Origin of the sequence: Arthrobacter sp. ov407 (assembly GCF_900102895.1) — a bacterium.
In the GTDB taxonomy this organism is placed as follows: domain Bacteria; phylum Actinomycetota; class Actinomycetes; order Actinomycetales; family Micrococcaceae; genus Arthrobacter.
In genome coordinates this window covers 421,482-437,250 of the sequence record NZ_FNGD01000001.1, presented here as the reverse complement: position 1 = coordinate 437,250, position 15,769 = coordinate 421,482, and the positions used below count along the sequence as shown (strand labels likewise).

Here is a 15,769-nt window from a genome sequence, read left to right as displayed (position 1 = left end):
GCCTCAGCGGGGCTGTCGCCGGCCGCGTTTGCCGCCGTGACTGCCCTTGCCGCCGCGGTCACCCTGGCTTTCCTGGCGGTCGCGCTCGGCCGAGCGCTGGCTCTTGGCCGCCACCGTGATCTTCTGGTGCCATTCGCGCTGGTAGGCGCGCCGCGCGGCCGCGTCGTGGCGGCGGGCCAGGGCGGCGAGTTCGCGCTGAAGCTTCAGGTAGCTGGCCCAGCGGCGGTCCGTTAGGACGCCGTCGGCGAGCGCGGCCTGGACTGCGCAGCCGGGTTCCCGGCCGTGCGCGCAGTCCGCGAAGCGGCAGTGCTCGAAGAGCTCTTCGAGGTCGCCGAACATCTCCTCCATTCCTTCCTCGGCGTCGAAAATCCCGAAGCCGCGCACCCCGGGCGTGTCCATCAGGACGGCGCCGCCGGGCAGGGGAACGAGCTCGCGGGACGTGGTGGTGTGCCTGCCCTTGCCGTCGCCCGCGCGGACTGCCCCGGTCTCCTGGGTCGCGACGCCGGCGAGGGCATTGATGAGCGTGGATTTGCCGGCGCCCGAGGGCCCCAGCAGCACCAGCGTGCCGCCGGGCGGCACATGGCCCAGCAGTTCGTCGAGGCCGTCGCCATTCTCGGCAGAGGTGGTGACGACGTCGACGCCGGCCGCCTGGCGCACCACCGTCCCCACGACGTCGTCCGCGAGGTTCGCGATGTCCGCCTTTGTGATGATCACGAGCGGCGTGGCACCCGAGTCCCAGGCAGCGACCAGCGTCCGTTCGAGCCGGTTGCGCGTGAGCGGACGGTCCACCGGAACGACGATCCCGACTACGTCCATGTTGGCGCCAAGGACCTGCGCCTCGGAGGAGGCCTCGAAGGCACGCTTGCGGCTCAGCTCCGAGAGGCGCGGCAGTATGCCCACGATGGCGGGCTCCCCCGCGGCGTTCGCACCCAGCCAGACCCAGTCGCCGGTGGCGGGAAGCTCCCCGCCGCGGGGGTAGGGCAGATGGGCGGTCCCGTCGCCGGTGGCCACCAGGACGAGGTTGCGGTCCACCCGGATGACGCGGCCCGGGTGGTGGCCGCCCGGCACGGGATGCGCCGCGAACCGCTCCGCGACGCCAGCCGTGTAACCGTAGTCGGCCGGACCCACGGGGCCGCCGTCAATTGAGGGCAGGGCTGAACTGGGCCGGGATGAATTTGGCAGGGCTGAATTAGGGACGGATGAATCGGTGAAGAGGGCGCGGCGGGCGCCCTGCGATGCAGCATGAGTGGTCAACGAAAACCCTTTGATGGGGCCCCGTGGTGCGGCGCGGGTGCGCTGCGGCGGCAAGAGACGCCGCGGGCGTGGAGACTAGCGCTGGATGGCTAGGCCGCGCCGTGGGACGGGGCAGGAGTAATGACATGGCTTGTATCGGTGCGCTGCGCGCTCAGAAATATCGCATTCATTGCTGCCACCTCCCCGTCGTCGGCCGGCTTGCTGCGGCCGGCCCCTGTTGATCCCGTCTGCGGACTGCCAGGCGGTTTCTACAGAATAGCCATGGGCCCTGCGCCTGGCTAGCGGTTTAGCCGGAAAGTTTTCCGTTCAGCGGCCTCTCGCGGAACAGGCGTAGTCCGGCATCCACCAGCGAGACCCGGTTCAGGTCCGCCACCGCATCCAGCGGAATCCAGGCCGCGTGGGTGGTGCTCCCGTTCACCTCGTGGCGCAGTTCCCCGCCCGTGATTGTCGCCTCGTAGACCAGCCGGAGCGACTGGAAGTCCCGCTCTCCCCCGTCGAGCCGGACTTCGGCAGGCCAGTGCCCGACGTCGATCCCCAGCATGGCGCCGACCTCGGCATGGTAGCCGGTTTCCTCGTGGATCTCGCGGCGGCACCCGTCAACCGGATGTTCGGCCAGGTCCAGGCCGCCGCCGGGCAGCGTCCAGCCCTCGCGGCCGTCCTGCTTCCAGTACGCCAGGAGGATCTCGGCGTCCCGGATGATCACGGCGTAGGCGGCGGGCCGGGTGTCGAATTGCATGCTCATCCCTTCAGCGTAGTAGCCGGAAGATTCCCTCCGGCTACTCCTGGTCCGCGACCAGCTGGAGGACCCCGAAGACGGGCTCCTGCTCCAGGACCCGGACATCGGTGATCCCCGCGGCGGCCAGTGCCGCGCGGAAGGGCTCCTGCAGTCGCGGCACATTCATGCCGAGCCCGCCGCCCAGGATGACGGGACCCTCGATGCCGAGCTGCCGGACGGTGTGCGCGGCCAGGTCGGCGAGGTCACGCCCGGCCTGATCCATGAGGGCCTGGCTCGGCGCATGGCCGGCGTCTGCGGCTGCCACCACGAGCCGGGCCTGCTGGGCCCAGAAGCGGCGCCCGGTCGCGGGCGAGTGGAACATTGCGATCAGCTTGTTCGGGTGGTCCACGCCGCAGGATGCCAGCAGGGCGCTGGTGAGTTCGTCCGGTTCCAGCCCCTGGTTCATCCGCCGCAGGCTGTGCCGGACGGCCTCCCGGCCCAGCCAGTAGCCGCTGCCCTCGTCGCCGAGCAGGTAGCCCCAGCCCCCGGCCCGGGCTTCCTCACCGCGGCCGTTCGTGCCCCATGCGGCCGAGCCAGTGCCGGCGATCACTGCGACGCCGGTGCTGGCGCCGCCTGCGGCGAGCAGCAGCCGGGTGTCGTGGACCACCGTGATCCGTGCGCCGGGCACGTGGGGGGCAATCAGTGCCGCGAGCGCCGCGGCGTCGTCGTCGGTGTCGATGCCGCCGGCTCCGACATAGACCTGGGCGACTTCTCCCCCGCCGATCCTGCCGAAGAGATTCGCCAGATTGCGGGCGGCTTCCTCAGGGAGGACGTTCTGGACATTGGAGCTGCCTACCGATTCGTCGGCCACGGGCATGCCGTTCTCGAAACGGACTCCCCTGGTCTTCGTGCCGCCGATGTCCAGGCCGATCACGGCGCCCGTCGTGGCCGGGGCGGATGGGGTGGTGGAAGATGGAACGGAGTCCGCCGCCGGCGGGAAGTCAGTGTTAGTCACTGGAACAGGTTACTGAATCGCTGCAAGGAGCCCGCAATGCCCCACGATCTTTTCGGCACACCCGTCATCGCGGCACCCATGGCCGGAGGAACCTCAACGCCTACCTTTGTCGAGGCCGTGCACCGCGCCGGCGGCCTCGGCTTCCTGGCTGCCGGCTACAAGAGCGTGGCGGCCATGCAGGCGGAAGTGCGCACTGTCCGGGAGTCCGGCGCCCGGTTCGGCATGAATGTGTTCGTCCCGGATCCGGCCCAACTGCCGCCGCCCACGGCGGTGTTGGCGGAGCTTGAAGAGTACCGGCTGCAGCTGCGGGCCGATGCCCGGCGATACGGTGTGGAGCTCCCGCAGTTGCGGATCGATGACGACGACGAGTGGCAGGGAAAGATCGATGCCTTGCTGGCGGACCCTGTGGAGCTGGTCAGTTTCGCATTCGGGCTACCCGGCATCGACGTCGTCCGCGCCCTGCAGCGGGCGGGGTCTGCGGTGCTTGCCACTGTCACCACCGCGGCCGAGGCCGTGCAGGCGGCAGAGCAGGGCGTGGACGCCCTGGTGGTGCAGCACACGAGCGCCGGCGCACACAGCGCGGCGTTCCTTCCTGCACCGGGGGCACAGTCTGGCGGGTCACAGCCGGGCGGCACGACGGCGGAGCTGCTCGCGGAGGTGCGGTCCGCCGTCGACCTCCCGCTGGTGGCCGCCGGCGGCATCATGGACGCGGCCGGGCTCGACGCCGTGCTGCGCGCCGGGGCTGCAGCAGCCCAGCTCGGCACCGCGTTCCTCCGGACGGACGAAAGCGGCGCCCGGCAGCTGCACAAGGATGCCCTGGCGGATCCGCATTTCACCCGGACCCGGCTGACACGCGCCTTCACCGGCCGCCAGGCCCGGGCTCTGGAGAACGAATTCGTCCGCGACCACCCCGAGGCACCTGTTGCCTACCCTGCCGTCCACCACCTGACGGCTCCCCTCCGGGCCGCGGCCGCCGCAGCCGGCGACGCGGAGCGCCTGAACCTGTGGGCCGGCACGGGTTGGCGGAAGGCACAGGCCGGGCCCGTGGCCGACGTCGTGCACGGGCTGCTCGCCGGCCGCTAACCGGATCAGAACCACGAGATCCGACCCCCGAGATCGCCGGAGAGGTGCGAACCGCCGGTTTCTTACGGCGATCTCGCGGCCAACCGGCGACCTCGGCGCCCGTCGGCCCGGCTCAGCCTCCCGAGCGTTCGCGCACGAAGCCTGCCAGGAGCGCCGGCCCGTCGCGCAGCACGAGTTCGCGGAACAAGCGCACGGGATCGGGCTCGGCATCGGCTTCGCCGCGGCGCTCCCGCCAGGCGAGGCCGATCTCGCGGAACGCCAGGGCCGAATCCAGGGGAATCTCCACCCACCCGGGCCCGCCGTCGTCGGCTCCGGCGCCCCGCGGCGGGTGGTGGCTGTCTTGTGCGGCTCTGCCGGATGCGGAGCCGCCGGGCGGCAGGATGCTGACGCCGAGCCCGGCCGAGACGAGTCCGCGGACGGTGTGGGAGTCCTGGCTCTCGAAGGCAATCCGGGGGCGGAACCCCGCCTCCCGGAACAACGCATCGGTCAGCGAGCGCATGCCGTAGCCGGGCCCCATCGCCACGAACGGCTCCTGCCGGATCTCGTCGACCCGGGCCCGACGGCGGCCGGCCAGCGGATGCCGGTGGTGCACCACCAGGCGCAGCGGTTCCCGGTACAGCGCGGCCGAACCGATTCTCTTACTTGGTGTGGCAACGGGTGCCGTGAGGGCCAGGTCCGCGGAGCCGGCGGCCAGTTCCGCGAGGCAGCCGTCCCGTGCGCCCTGGCTGAGATCAAAGGCCGTCTGCGGATGCATGCTCCAGAACGCACTGATGAGCAGCGGCAGCATCGCCTCGCCGAAGGTGTGCTGGAACGACACAGCGATCCGGCCGCGGACCACTTCCGATTCGTGCCGGACAAGATCCAGCCCCGTCTGGAATTCGTCCAGGGCGGCCTCGATGTGGGGCAGGAGCGCCTTCGCCGCGGGTGTCAGCCGCACGCCGCGGCCGTCCCGGATCAACAGCTCCGTCCCCACGATGGCGCTGGCCCGCGCAATTGCACGGCTCACCGTCGACTGCGGCAGGCCCAGAAGCTCCGCCGTCTCGGTAACGTGCTCCGTCCGCCCCAGTTCCGCCAGCAGCGGCAGGAGGGGCAGCAACTGCACGAGCTGCCTGTGTTCGACGTCCATGTTCCCCTCACCCTGCATTGAGCCGTATTTGCTATCTATTCTATGGAAATCATGCATTGGAAGCATCCCTCGGGCAGGCTCTAACCTGAGGGCATGCCACGCTTTTCCGCGCCCTCCGGGGCAGGTCCCAGTCCAGTGTCGAATCCCGCAGCTGATCCTGCAGCTAACGCTGCCGCGTGGGCGGGCCATCCGAAGAGCTCCTCGGCCTACCGACGGATCCTGGCCGGTCTTGCCTTTGCCGGCGTCGCGACGTTCGCCCAGCTCTACTCCACCCAGGCGGTGCTCCCCCTCCTGGCGTCGGATCTCCACATCTCGGCCGCCGAGGCCGCGCTAACCATTTCCCTCGCCACGGTGGGGCTGGCCCTGACGGTGCTCCCGTGGTCCTTCCTGGCAGACCGGATCGGCCGCGTCCGGGCAATGATGTGGGGCATCACCGCGGCCACCATCCTGGGCCTGCTGGTCCCCCTGGCCCCCAGCTTCCCCGTGCTGCTGTGCCTGCGGATGCTGGAGGGAATGGCACTCGGCGGCATCCCCGCCATCGCGATCGCGTACCTCAACGAAGAGATCAACAAGGCTCATGCCGCCCTCGCCGCCGGGAGCTATGTCGCCGGGACCACCTTGGGCGGCCTTGCCGGCCGGCTGGTCGCCGGACCGGTCGGCGAACTGTGGGGATGGCGGGCCGCTGCCCTGGCCGTCTCCGTTCTGGCCACCGGGGCAGCCGTCCTGTTCCTCGTCCTCGTGCCGCGGGCCCAGGGGTTCACCGCCGCGGCCGCGACCGGCTTCCGCGGGGCCCTGGGCACGCTGGCCGGCCATGCCCGCAATCCCCGGCTGCTGGCCCTGTACGTCCAGGCGTTCCTGCTCATGGGCGGATTCGTGGCCGTCTACAACTATCTCGGATTCCGGCTGTCCGGGGAACCGTTCAGCCTGCCGGCCACCGCGATCAGCCTGATCTTCCTGGCCTACCTCTCCGGAACCGTCTCGGCGCGCTGGGCAGCTGGGCTGACGTCGCGGTTCGGCCGGCGCACCGTCCTGATCGCCGGCACCGCACTGATGGCGGGTGGCCTGGCCCTGACCCTCACGGAACTGCTGGTCCCGATCCTGGTGGGCTTGCTGCTGTTCACGGGCGGCTTCTTCTCGGCCCACAGCATCGGTTCCGGCTGGACCGGGGTGATCGCCACGACCGGCCGGGCGCAGGCCGCCTCGCTCTACAACCTGGCCTACTACCTCGGCTCCAGCGTGCTCGGCTGGGCGGGCGGGCTGATCTTCCAGCGGCTCGGCTGGACGGCCCTTGCCCTGGCGGTCATCGGACTGGCCGGCGCGACGGCGGCAATCACCGCCGTCGCGCATCCCGCGTCGCCGACCGCAACCCCGGCCGCCGGCGGCAGCAGCAGCAAGGCCGCCGGCGGCAGGGCCGCAGTATCCGGCTAGGCTTCGGGTCCGGCGTCGCGTTCGCGGGCTACTGCGTTGCCTCAATCGCCTGCACGAGGTCGGCGACGATGTCGGCCGGGTCCTCCAGCCCCACCGAGATCCGCAGCAGGCTTGCGTGCGGCTTGGCCGCGGCCTCGACCGGCCGGTGGGTCAGGCCCGCCGGGTGCTGGATGAGGGTATCGATCCCGCCGAGGGAGACGGCGTGCGTGATCATGCCGACGGCGGCCGGGATCCGCTCGGCGTGCTCGGCGCTGGCGAGCTCGAAAGCCATGAGCGATCCCGGCCCGGACATCTGCGTGCCCACGAGGCCCTGCGGGTCGCATTCAGCCAGTCCCGGGTAGTAGACCCGCTTCACCAGCCCGTGCCCGGCCAGGGCGACGGCGACCTTCTCGGCGCTGGCCTGCTGGGCGCGGACCCGAACGGGGAGCGTCGCCAGCCCGCGGTGCAGCAGGTAGGCCGGCCACGGGGTCAGGATTCCGCCGGTCACGGCCCGGATCTGGCGCAGGCGCACGGCCCATTCAGAGCCCGCAGCCACCACACCGCCCATGGCGTCACCGTGGCCGCCCAAGAACTTCGTGGCGCTGTGCAGCACCATGGCGGCACCGTGCTTGAAGGGCTGCTGCAGCACCGGGCTGGCGAAAGTGTTGTCCACCAGGAGCGGCACGCCGTCCGCAGCGGCAGCCACCCGGGCGATGTCCACCAGCTCAAGGGTCGGGTTGGCCGGCGTCTCCAGAATCACCAGGCCGGTATCCGGCCGAAGGGAGGCGCGGACGCCCTCCGGCGTCGTAAAGGTCACCTCGTTGCCGAGGACGCCGGAGGCGAGCAGGTAGTCGCTGCCGCCGTAGAGGGGACGTACGGCAACAACATGCTTCTTGCCCGCCGCCACAACCGCGAGGAGCACCGCACTCAGCGCTGCCATGCCGGTGGCAAAGGCGACAGATTCGGGGGTCCCTTCCAGGACGGCGACGCCCTCTTCGAAGCGTGCCACCGTGGGGTTCCACAGCCGCTGGTACACAGTGCTCTGCCCCTCCACATGTGACCCGCCCGTGGCCATGTGCTCGTAGGCCAGGCCTCCGTCGTGCACGGACGGCAGGGGTGCCGTCGTGGACAGATCGATGGGCACCGCGTGCACGCCCAGTTCCGTGAGCCCGTTCCGGCCTGCGTGGACCGCCAATGAATCTTGTGAGAGCACCCTAACTCCTTACGAATATTCGCCATTGAATTCCGCAAGTATCTGGCAATAATTCGAGTTTTTGTAGGGCTTCTGAATGGAACTGTCGGATATTGCCGTTTATGATGAATAGATCACACTACGAGGAGGATCCGTGAGCAGCAGTGCGAAGAATGTTCGGCCGGGGGCCGGCGAGCCGCTGGACGCGATCGACGAGCGCCTGCTCGCTGCCCTCGTCGCGGACGCCCGCATCTCGAACAAGCAGCTGGCGGAGCTCGTGGGGATCGCGCCGTCGACCGCGCTGATGCGCACCCGCGGCCTCTCGGAGCGCGGCATCATTGAGGGCTTCGAGGCCAATCTGAGCCTGTCCGCGATCGGACGCTCGGTACAGGCCCTCATTGCGGTTCGGCTCCGGGCCCACGACCGCGAGCAGATCGACCGTTTCACAGCCCGCGTGCCCAAGCTCCCGGCAGTGCTCTCGACCTTCCACACGTCCGGGTCAGTGGACTACCTGCTGCACATCGCCGTGGCCACCACCGAGGACCTCCGGGACTGGGTACTGGACAACCTGGCCACCGACCCCGTGGTGGGCCATACGGAAACCACGCTGGTCTTCGACCACATCCAGGGCAACCACGGCCCGCTGCCGTAACAGGGGCGAAGGCCCGCTAGGGTCGGCGGCGCATTTATTGCCGACGGCGTGCTTAGACCCGCTGGCGCAGGGCAGTCCGCAGCGTAACGGCAGCCAGCGCCAGGGCCGCGGCGGCACACACCGAGACGAAACCGGCGACGGCGGCCTGCAGCCCGACGATCCCGGCTGCGAGCCCCAACCCGATCACCGGGAAGGCGCTGCCAAGGTAGGTGATGACATAGACGGTGCTGATGATCTGGGCGTGGCGGGCGGGCTCCACCTTGCCGGCGACGTCGTTGAAGACGGTCCGAAAGGCCACGCCCTGCCCCACGCCGGCAGTGATGCTGGCCAATATCAGCAGCCACGGGCTGCTCCAGGCGGCGGCCGCGGCGATCAGCAGTACGGAGACGCCCAGGACGGCCAGGCCGGCGGACACGGCAAACCGTCCCCGGATGGCCAGCAGCTGGCTCAGGGCTGAGGAGCCCAGCGTCAGCCCTGCGAGCAGGCCGATCAGCGGCCGCGAATCGGCGTGGACAATCTGGGCGAAATAGCTGGGCGCGAGCGAGAGGCAGAAGCCGAAGACCGTGAAGCTCAGGAAGCCCACGGAGGAGGCCAGCCAGAAGGCGCCGCGCGCGTCGCTGGAGACCGATGGCCGCCGGGGCGCCAGGACACGCAGCGGCTGGGGACCGGCATGCAGGCTGATGGCGGGCCGGGCCTTGAGCAGGTAGAGGGGCACCAGCACGGCAGCGAGGACGAAGGAGTGCAGGTAGTACGGGGTCGTCGTCGGGCCGGGCAGGAGCGAGAGCATTCCGCCGATCGCGGGGCCGGCGGCCACGCCTCCGGCCGAGGCCAGGAGCGTGAACCGGGAGGCCCACTCCGGCCTGCTCGGCAGGAGTTCGCGCAGGGCGGCCGAGCTGGCGCCGGTGGCGAGCGCTACGGCGACGCCCTGCAGCGCGCGCCCGGCGCAGAGGGCCACGAGGCTGTCCGCAGTGGCGAAGACAAAGCCGCCGGCCAGGCCCACCACGACCGCCAGCACGAGGGCGGCGCGGCGTCCGATGTGGTCGGACCAGTGACCGGCCAGAACCAGGGTGGCCACGAGCGCCAGAACGTAGGCCGAGAACGCCACCGTAACGTCGAGCGCCGTAATCCCCAGTTTTGCCTGCAGCAGGGGGTACAGCGGGGTCGCCAGGTTCGCGCCGACGAGCAGCGTAAAGATCACGACGCCGGCCATCACGAGCCGTGCGGTGGTGGAAGCGTCCCAGCCCCAGCGGTCAGCTGTGGCCGGGCGCATGCGGAGTTCGCTGAAGACTGTCATGGCCGTGCCCTTGCAAAGTTCAGGCCGGGCTTTCCCTGTTGTGGGGGAAAGCCCGGCCCGGTCGAAAGATTGGTACCTACAGAATGCAATACCAATGATCTGCATGGCCAAATCCTGTGTCAAAATTGAGCAAAACAGTCATTCTCGGACTGTTGAAGTGAACCGGAGTGATGATTTGAACAGTCTGGACCCCACCGACCTCAAGATCCTGCTGGAGCTGATCCGGGATCCGCGGATCCAGATCGGCGACCTCAGCGATGCCCTGGGCATCGCCCGGAACACCGCCCAGTCGCGCGTGCGGCGCATGCTGCGCTCTGGGGTGTTGCACGACGGCGGCCGGGAAATCGATCTGGAAGCGGTGGGCTACGACGTCGTCGCCTTCGTGACGATCGAGGTCAACCACCGGGAACTCGACGGCGTCGTAGGGGCCCTGCGGCTGATCGCCCAGGTCCTGGAAGTCCATGAGATCTCCGGCCGCGGCGACGTCTGGTGCCGGGTGGTGGCGACGGACACGCACAACCTCCAGTCGGCCCTCCGGTCGATCCTTCGGGTCAAGGGAGTCATCCGCACCGAGACGGTGCTGGCGCTGCACACCCATATCCCCTACCGCACCGAACCTCTTATCAGCCGGCTCGCCCAGGGCAGTGCGCTGGCCCCCGGCCGGACGGCGTCGCGGCGGGCCGGTTCCGCCGAACCCCAGATGAACAAAGGATAATGTCCCGGTGACTATCATCGACAACGCCGTCTACGTTGACGGCATCCGCAGCGCCGACCCACGGAACCTCGAGCAGACCTTTGAGACCCTCACCGAGCACGGGGGCATGGCCTGGATTGGTCTGTACCGGCCCACGACCGAAGAAATGGCTGCCGTCGCGGCTGAATTCAACTTGCACGGGCTGGCCGTGGAAGACGCAATTTCTGCCCATCAGCGCCCCAAACTGGAACGCTACGACGACAACCTGTTCACGGTGCTCCGGCCGGCCCGGTACCTGGACGAGACCGAGACTGTGGAGTTCGGCGAACTGCATGTGTTCACGGGGCGGAACTTCGTGGTCACCGTCCGGCACGCCGAGACGAAGGTCGTGGGCCAGGTCCGGCGCCGGCTGGAGAGCCGGCCCGACCTGCTTCGCCACGGCCCCGAGGCCGTCCTGTACGCGCTCATGGACCAGGTGGTGGATGACTACGGACCTGTGGTGGCCGGGCTGGAAAACGACATCGACGAGATCGAGGACCAGCTCTTCAGCGGCGACCCCCTGGTGTCCAGGCGGATCTACGAACTCGCCCGGGAAGTCATCCATTTCCAGCGCGCCATCCACCCGCTCCCGGCAATGATGCAACAGCTCCGGCGGGGTTTCGAGAAGTACCGGGTGGACACGGAACTGCAGCACAGCCTTCGCGACGTCGAGGACCACGTGGAGCGGCTGATTTCCCGCGCCGATTCCTTCCGTGACCTGCTGCAGAACGCGCTCACCCTGGACGGAACCCTGACCGCCAACCGCCAGAACGAGGCCAGCGCGCAACAAAACGAGCAGGTCAAAAAGATCTCGTCATGGGCCGCGATCTTCTTCGCACCGACATTTGTGGCCGGACTGTACGGCATGAACTTCGACAGCATGCCCGAACTGCACTGGACGCTGGGCTACCCGATGGCAATCGCGCTCATGGCCGGCACGGCGGCGCTAATGTATGCCATCTTCAAGAAGAAGGGCTGGCTCTAGCCGGAAGCGCGCCGGTCCCGGACCTGGACCATGAGCCGCCGGAACGCCAGGATAAAGACGACCTCGACCAGCACCATGAGTCCGAGCAGCAACCACTTCCCGCTGCCAATGAAAACGATGGCCCCGATGAGGACCAGAATGCTTCCAAGCGCGAGGGAGTAGACGGCAAATCCGAGGGCAACCCGGGCGCTGCGAACGCCCGTGCGGAAGCCAAAGCCCTGCGGTTCCCCGCCGGGGTAGCCCGCAACCCGGTCCGGGCCAGCGGGCCTGAGCTGGTCGAACTCCTCCCACGGGTCGCGGTCCTGATCCTGGTTGGTCATGTTCTTATTATCTCGCGGACCGGCTCGTCGCGCCTGGGTCAATCGCACCTGTCCTGTCATCCCGACGTTTCGTTAGGCGGCGCGGACGTCGACCTCGCCGGGTTCCGCGCCGTCGCTGCCGAAGACCAGCTGACGGGTGGCGATTTTCGCGGTGAAGAAGCGGTCGTGGCTGACCACGACGACCGCCCCGGGGAAGTGGAGCAGGGCCCGCTCCATCACCTGGGTGCTGGACATGTCCAGGTGGTTGGTGGGCTCGTCCAGGAGCAACACCGAGGCACCGGACAGCAGGCACTGGGCCATGGCGACGCGGGCTTTCTGCCCGCCGGAGAGGTTCCCGATCTTCTGTTTGAGGTCGGCCTCGGAGAACTGGAACATCGCGAGGAACCTGTTGACAGATTTCTTCGTGGCGCTGAAGGCAAGGCTGTCCGGCAGCGCGTTGACCGCGTGCGAAACGGTGTCGGCGTCGTCGAGCTCTTCCAGCATTTTGTTATACGAAACAAAACCGGGCCCCTTGGCCCAGACCACATCACCGGAATCGGTCGGCTCTTCCCCGGTCAGCACTTTCAGCAGCGTGGACTTGCCACTGCCGTTGGAGCCTAGGACCACAATTCTGTTGCCCCGGCGGATCTCAAAGCTCAGGTCCTCGAACAACACTTTGTCGCCATAGGACTTGCCCAGCCCGTCGACCCGGCAGAGGACATCCTTCACGTGCAGCCCGCCGTAGATCTCCGTGACGATCTGGTCTACGGGCCGGGGCGTGCGCGCTTTCTTGATCTTGGCCAGCTGGTTGCCCAACCCGCGACTGGCGGCCTTGGCGGCCTCGCGGCGGTCGGCGATGCCCTCCGCTTCAAAGGCGAGGAGCTCGGACTCATGGACGAACTGCGCCTCGAGCGTTTTGAGCCGGAACTGCTTCTGGACAACGTACTCGGCGAAGTTTCCCGGGTATTCGTGCAGGTGGAAGTTCTCCACCTCGATAATCCGGGTGACCACCGCGTCGAGGAACTTCCTGTCGTGCGAGACGATGATCGCGGCACCGCGGTAGTCGCGGAACCAGTTTTCCAGCCATTCGACGCCGGCCATGTCGAGGTAGTTGGTGGGTTCATCCAGCAGCAATACGTCCGGGCCCTCCAGCAGGATCTTGGCCAGGGCAGCGCGGTTGCGCCACCCGCCGGAGAGTTCGTCAATCGCGCACGTGCGGTGGGCCTCGCTGAACCCCAGCGTGGTCAGGACGGTGTCGATGCGCCGCTTGTAGTCCCATCCGTCGAGACGGTCCATGTCCTCGAACAACTCGGCCTGGCGCCGGATCAGCCGGTCCAGCTCGGCTTCGGCGGGGTCTGCCGCAATGGCGGCGTCGATGGCTGCCAGCTCGGCCTCGGCAGCCTTGATCTGGATGAACAGTCCGTCAAGGACCTCCAGGATGGTCACCTCACCGTCCAGCTCGGAAAACTGGGAGAAGTACCCCACCCTGGTACCCTGCTCCACGGTGACCGTTCCGGTGTCCGGGGAGACCTGGTCCAGGATGAGCTTGAGTATAGAGGTCTTCCCGGAGCCGTTCTTGCCGATCAGGCCGACCCGGTCCCCGGGTTCGACGCGGAAGAACGCCTCGCGGAGGATCTGCGTGTTCTCGAAGCGGACGCTGACGTCACGCAGCCGGATCAGGCTCACTGCTGCGCGAGACGGTTGCGGACGATTTCGCTGACGGCCTTGCCGTCAAAACGTCCGGCCACCGTGGCGGTGACGGGCTTCATCACTGCCCCCAGCTGACGCACGGACAGCTCGACGCCGTCGGCCTTGAGTGCCGCTATGGCCTGGTCCACGATCGTTTCGACTTCCGCTGCGGTGAGTGGCTTGGGCAGGTAGGCCTCGATCACCTCGGCTTCGGCGATCTCGGCTGCAGCACGCTCGGCTTCGCCGGCTTCGGTGTAGATGCGGGCTGTGTCGCGGCGCTTGGCGGCTTCCTTCTGCAGGAGCGTGGTCACCTGTGCGTCGTCCAGCACGATTGGCGTCTTGCCCGATTTCTCGCGGGTTTCGATCTCGCCGAGGACGTTGCGCACAGTGGTGAGGGCAACCTTGTTGCGGTCCTTCATGTGGCTCACGACGTCGGCGTGCAGGCGTTCTTTCAGGGTGGTCATAGTTCTCCTCGTGTTACTAACAAGGCTAACGGCAGAACCTGTTGGCCCCGATCGCCGAGAGTATCCGCTGTGCGTCCTCGTCCGAGACCCGAACAACGCAGCAAGGCCCGGAATGTCTCCGGGCCTTGCTGGTGCAAACGTCGTGCCGGCGGTGGCCGGCGGGTCCTGCCGTTCCTTGGTCGCTACTTTTCTGTCTTGGCCTGCTCATCCTTACGGGTGGGAAGCACGAGGACGGCGTCACCGACGGGACGTTCCGCGCCGCCCGAGGGGATATTCAGGACGGCTTCACCGGCAACAGCTGTTGTTGACCCGCCACCGTCCAAGTTGATCGCTTGGACCATGCCGAGTGACCTTGCGACGTCGGCCTCTTCCTTCAGGCTAAGGCCCAGTGAGGCCGTCGAGCGTCCGTCTGCGGTCACTAGCATGGTTTTACCCTGGGCGTCGGTGCCGGCGAAAGTCCGCGGGTTCCGCTTGTGGACCCAGCCGTAGTCGAAGCTGTTCCCGTCATTGGGGTGGACCATGCCATCACGCTTGGCGGTGACCTCTTCCTGGCCGTCCTTGACCAGCAGCGGACCGCCGTTGACGACGCTGGTGGCCTTGTCCGTGGAGAGAGACTTTCCGTCCCCGCCGAGCAGGCCGGTGCCGATTTTCAGCTTGGCGCCCACCGTGGCCATTGCGCGGAGACGTGCGACATCTGTCCCGGTTGCCTGGACGGTGCGTCCGCCGGCAGGAACGGCCATGCCGCGGGTCTCGGCGATTGATGTGACGGTGTCGTGGTTGTCCACCGCCACCTCAAGGCCCGGGCCGGCCGGGGTGGAGGGTCCGAATTCGGGCGTGAAGGTCACGAGTTCGTTGGCGTCCGTGCAGGTGATGTCATGGAGTGCCAGCGGGGTGGGCAGGTCGTTGGCTCCGCCGCAGTTGCGGATCAGGCCCGGGACCCGGTCAAGGCCGTCCAGAGCCGCCTCACCGGATGCGGAGGAGACGGAACCGGCCCACGTCAGCCGCTGAATGCTGGTGCCGTTCTTCTTGCCATCAATGACCAGGGCGGGGCGGTCCGCGACAGGTTCGCTGAGGGTCTTGCCGCCGTAGACACCGACCCCGGCGGGGTCACCCTCAGCGCCGGCCGTCGGGTCGAAGACGAAGTAGCCCGCGTTGACCGCGGCGATGGCGCGTGCGTCGTTTGCCAGCTGGCTGGTTGTCTCCCGCTTCTCCAGATCCGGACCGAATGAACCGGCAAGCTGGCCCCGGAAGTTCTCGGGATCGATGGTGATAACTTCAAGGTTCCACGGGCCGCGAGTCTTCGTGCTGGTGCCGGTGTCGCCGTCCCAACCGGTATAGATGACGGAGGAGGCAAAACCGGCCGCCTTGATCTGCGCGACAACCGAGTCGCCGTCGGCCTTGGCTGCGAGGCGACCGGCGCGGACCCGGTACCCCAGGTCGCCGCCGGCGTCGGCCAGCTGCGGGGACTGGACATGTTCTACGCGGGCATCGACTCCGGCCGCTCCGAGTTTGTCGGCGATGTGCTGCGCGGTGGCCTGGCTGGAGAGTGCCGAGGCTGGTGCGTCAGGATCCGGTGATTCGGAGGGTATGGCCACTTCGGCGGTCCAGAAGAGTGAAGGGTCCGCTCCGCCGCGGCTGATCTTTGTCAGGGTGACGCCCGGCGCGAGAGTGGTCACCGTCCGGTTTTCCGGAAGGTCCGCGGGGCCAAGGTTGAGGTGGGCGCCTTGATTCGCTCCGGCGTCACCGGTCTGGCTATCATCCGCATGAGCGGGACCTACGGGGCTGAGGAGCGCTGAACAGACGGCGAGAACCAGGCCGCCGGTCAAGGCGCTGCGGTGCGTTAGGGAGGCTTTCATGCGTC

16 protein-coding genes are annotated in these 15,769 nt (G+C 68.2%); 6 read left to right on the top strand and 10 right to left on the bottom strand.

The genetic code is table 11. From position 1 onward, the window contains the following. Window positions 1-3 precede the first annotated feature (3 nt). A complete protein-coding gene (gene rsgA, locus BLS42_RS02050; protein WP_371129491.1) occupies window positions 4-1,182 on the bottom strand; it encodes a ribosome small subunit-dependent GTPase A in 1,179 nt (392 codons plus the stop codon). 64 nt (window positions 1,183-1,246) lie between these two features. Here rsgA and BLS42_RS20745 point away from each other — a divergent pair, with 64 nt between their 5' ends. After that, on the top strand, window positions 1,247-1,333 hold the full coding sequence (locus BLS42_RS20745; RefSeq protein ID WP_371129490.1) for a zinc finger domain-containing protein: 87 nt from the start codon (window positions 1,247-1,249) through the stop codon (window positions 1,331-1,333). A gap of 207 nt (window positions 1,334-1,540) precedes the next feature. Here BLS42_RS20745 and BLS42_RS02045 read toward each other — a convergent pair whose 3' ends face one another. Both BLS42_RS02045 and BLS42_RS02040 read right to left on the bottom strand, forming a co-directional pair. Beyond that, window positions 1,541-1,996, bottom strand: a complete 456-nt coding sequence (locus BLS42_RS02045) for an NUDIX hydrolase (RefSeq protein ID WP_090575572.1) — start codon at window positions 1,994-1,996, stop codon at window positions 1,541-1,543. A gap of 34 nt (window positions 1,997-2,030) precedes the next feature. After that, entirely contained in the window at window positions 2,031-2,984 is a 954-nt protein-coding gene (locus BLS42_RS02040) for an N-acetylglucosamine kinase (protein ID WP_090575568.1), read from the bottom strand. Between the two features lie 36 nt (window positions 2,985-3,020). Here BLS42_RS02040 and BLS42_RS02035 point away from each other — a divergent pair, with 36 nt between their 5' ends. Then, window positions 3,021-4,067: a nitronate monooxygenase gene (locus BLS42_RS02035; protein WP_176803102.1), complete on the top strand. Its 1,047-nt coding sequence runs from the start codon at window positions 3,021-3,023 to the stop codon at window positions 4,065-4,067. Between the two features lie 112 nt (window positions 4,068-4,179). On the opposite strand, the gene BLS42_RS02030 is transcribed toward BLS42_RS02035, so the two are convergent. Continuing rightward, window positions 4,180-5,193, bottom strand: coding sequence for a LysR family transcriptional regulator (locus tag BLS42_RS02030; RefSeq protein ID WP_090576078.1), 1,014 nt, complete (start codon window positions 5,191-5,193; stop codon window positions 4,180-4,182). 93 nt (window positions 5,194-5,286) lie between these two features. Here BLS42_RS02030 and BLS42_RS02025 point away from each other — a divergent pair, with 93 nt between their 5' ends. Next, window positions 5,287-6,621 (top strand): MFS transporter, encoded by a 1,335-nt coding sequence (locus BLS42_RS02025; protein WP_256336179.1) that lies wholly within the window; start codon window positions 5,287-5,289, stop codon window positions 6,619-6,621. A 28-nt stretch (window positions 6,622-6,649) separates the two neighbouring features. Here the strand turns inward: BLS42_RS02025 and BLS42_RS02020 are convergent, their stop codons facing one another. After that, window positions 6,650-7,813, bottom strand: a complete 1,164-nt coding sequence (locus tag BLS42_RS02020; RefSeq protein ID WP_090575561.1) for a trans-sulfuration enzyme family protein — start codon at window positions 7,811-7,813, stop codon at window positions 6,650-6,652. Window positions 7,814-7,946: 133 nt separating this feature from the next. Between BLS42_RS02020 and BLS42_RS02015 the strand changes: the two genes are divergently transcribed. Further along, entirely contained in the window at window positions 7,947-8,444 is a 498-nt protein-coding gene (locus BLS42_RS02015) for an Lrp/AsnC family transcriptional regulator (RefSeq protein ID WP_090575558.1), read from the top strand. Window positions 8,445-8,496: 52 nt separating this feature from the next. On the opposite strand, the gene BLS42_RS02010 is transcribed toward BLS42_RS02015, so the two are convergent. Next, complete coding sequence (locus BLS42_RS02010; protein WP_090575555.1) at window positions 8,497-9,738, bottom strand: MFS transporter; 1,242 nt, start codon at window positions 9,736-9,738, stop codon at window positions 8,497-8,499. 175 nt (window positions 9,739-9,913) lie between these two features. Between BLS42_RS02010 and BLS42_RS02005 the strand changes: the two genes are divergently transcribed. Both BLS42_RS02005 and corA read left to right on the top strand, forming a co-directional pair. Continuing rightward, window positions 9,914-10,453: an Lrp/AsnC family transcriptional regulator gene (locus BLS42_RS02005; protein ID WP_090575552.1), complete on the top strand. Its 540-nt coding sequence runs from the start codon at window positions 9,914-9,916 to the stop codon at window positions 10,451-10,453. Window positions 10,454-10,460: 7 nt separating this feature from the next. Further along, on the top strand, window positions 10,461-11,456 hold the full coding sequence (gene corA / locus BLS42_RS02000) for a magnesium/cobalt transporter CorA (RefSeq protein ID WP_090575549.1): 996 nt from the start codon (window positions 10,461-10,463) through the stop codon (window positions 11,454-11,456). Here corA and BLS42_RS01995 read toward each other — a convergent pair. From BLS42_RS01995 to BLS42_RS01980, 4 genes are all read right to left on the bottom strand, one after another. Next, window positions 11,453-11,776, bottom strand: a complete 324-nt coding sequence (locus tag BLS42_RS01995) for a hypothetical protein (RefSeq protein WP_090575546.1) — start codon at window positions 11,774-11,776, stop codon at window positions 11,453-11,455. The two genes, corA and BLS42_RS01995, sit on opposite strands and share 4 nt — an antisense overlap. A 72-nt stretch (window positions 11,777-11,848) precedes the next feature. Next, window positions 11,849-13,441 carry an ABC-F family ATP-binding cassette domain-containing protein gene (locus BLS42_RS01990; protein ID WP_090575543.1) on the bottom strand — a complete coding sequence of 531 codons (1,593 nt, stop codon included), beginning with the start codon at window positions 13,439-13,441 and terminating at the stop codon, window positions 11,849-11,851. Beyond that, entirely contained in the window at window positions 13,438-13,908 is a 471-nt protein-coding gene (locus BLS42_RS01985) for a GatB/YqeY domain-containing protein (RefSeq protein WP_090575539.1), read from the bottom strand. Before BLS42_RS01985 ends, BLS42_RS01990 begins: the two co-directional genes overlap by 4 nt. 182 nt (window positions 13,909-14,090) lie before the next feature. Continuing rightward, window positions 14,091-15,764 (bottom strand): phosphodiester glycosidase family protein, encoded by a 1,674-nt coding sequence (locus BLS42_RS01980; protein WP_090576075.1) that lies wholly within the window; start codon window positions 15,762-15,764, stop codon window positions 14,091-14,093. Between the last annotated feature and the right edge of the window lie 5 nt (window positions 15,765-15,769).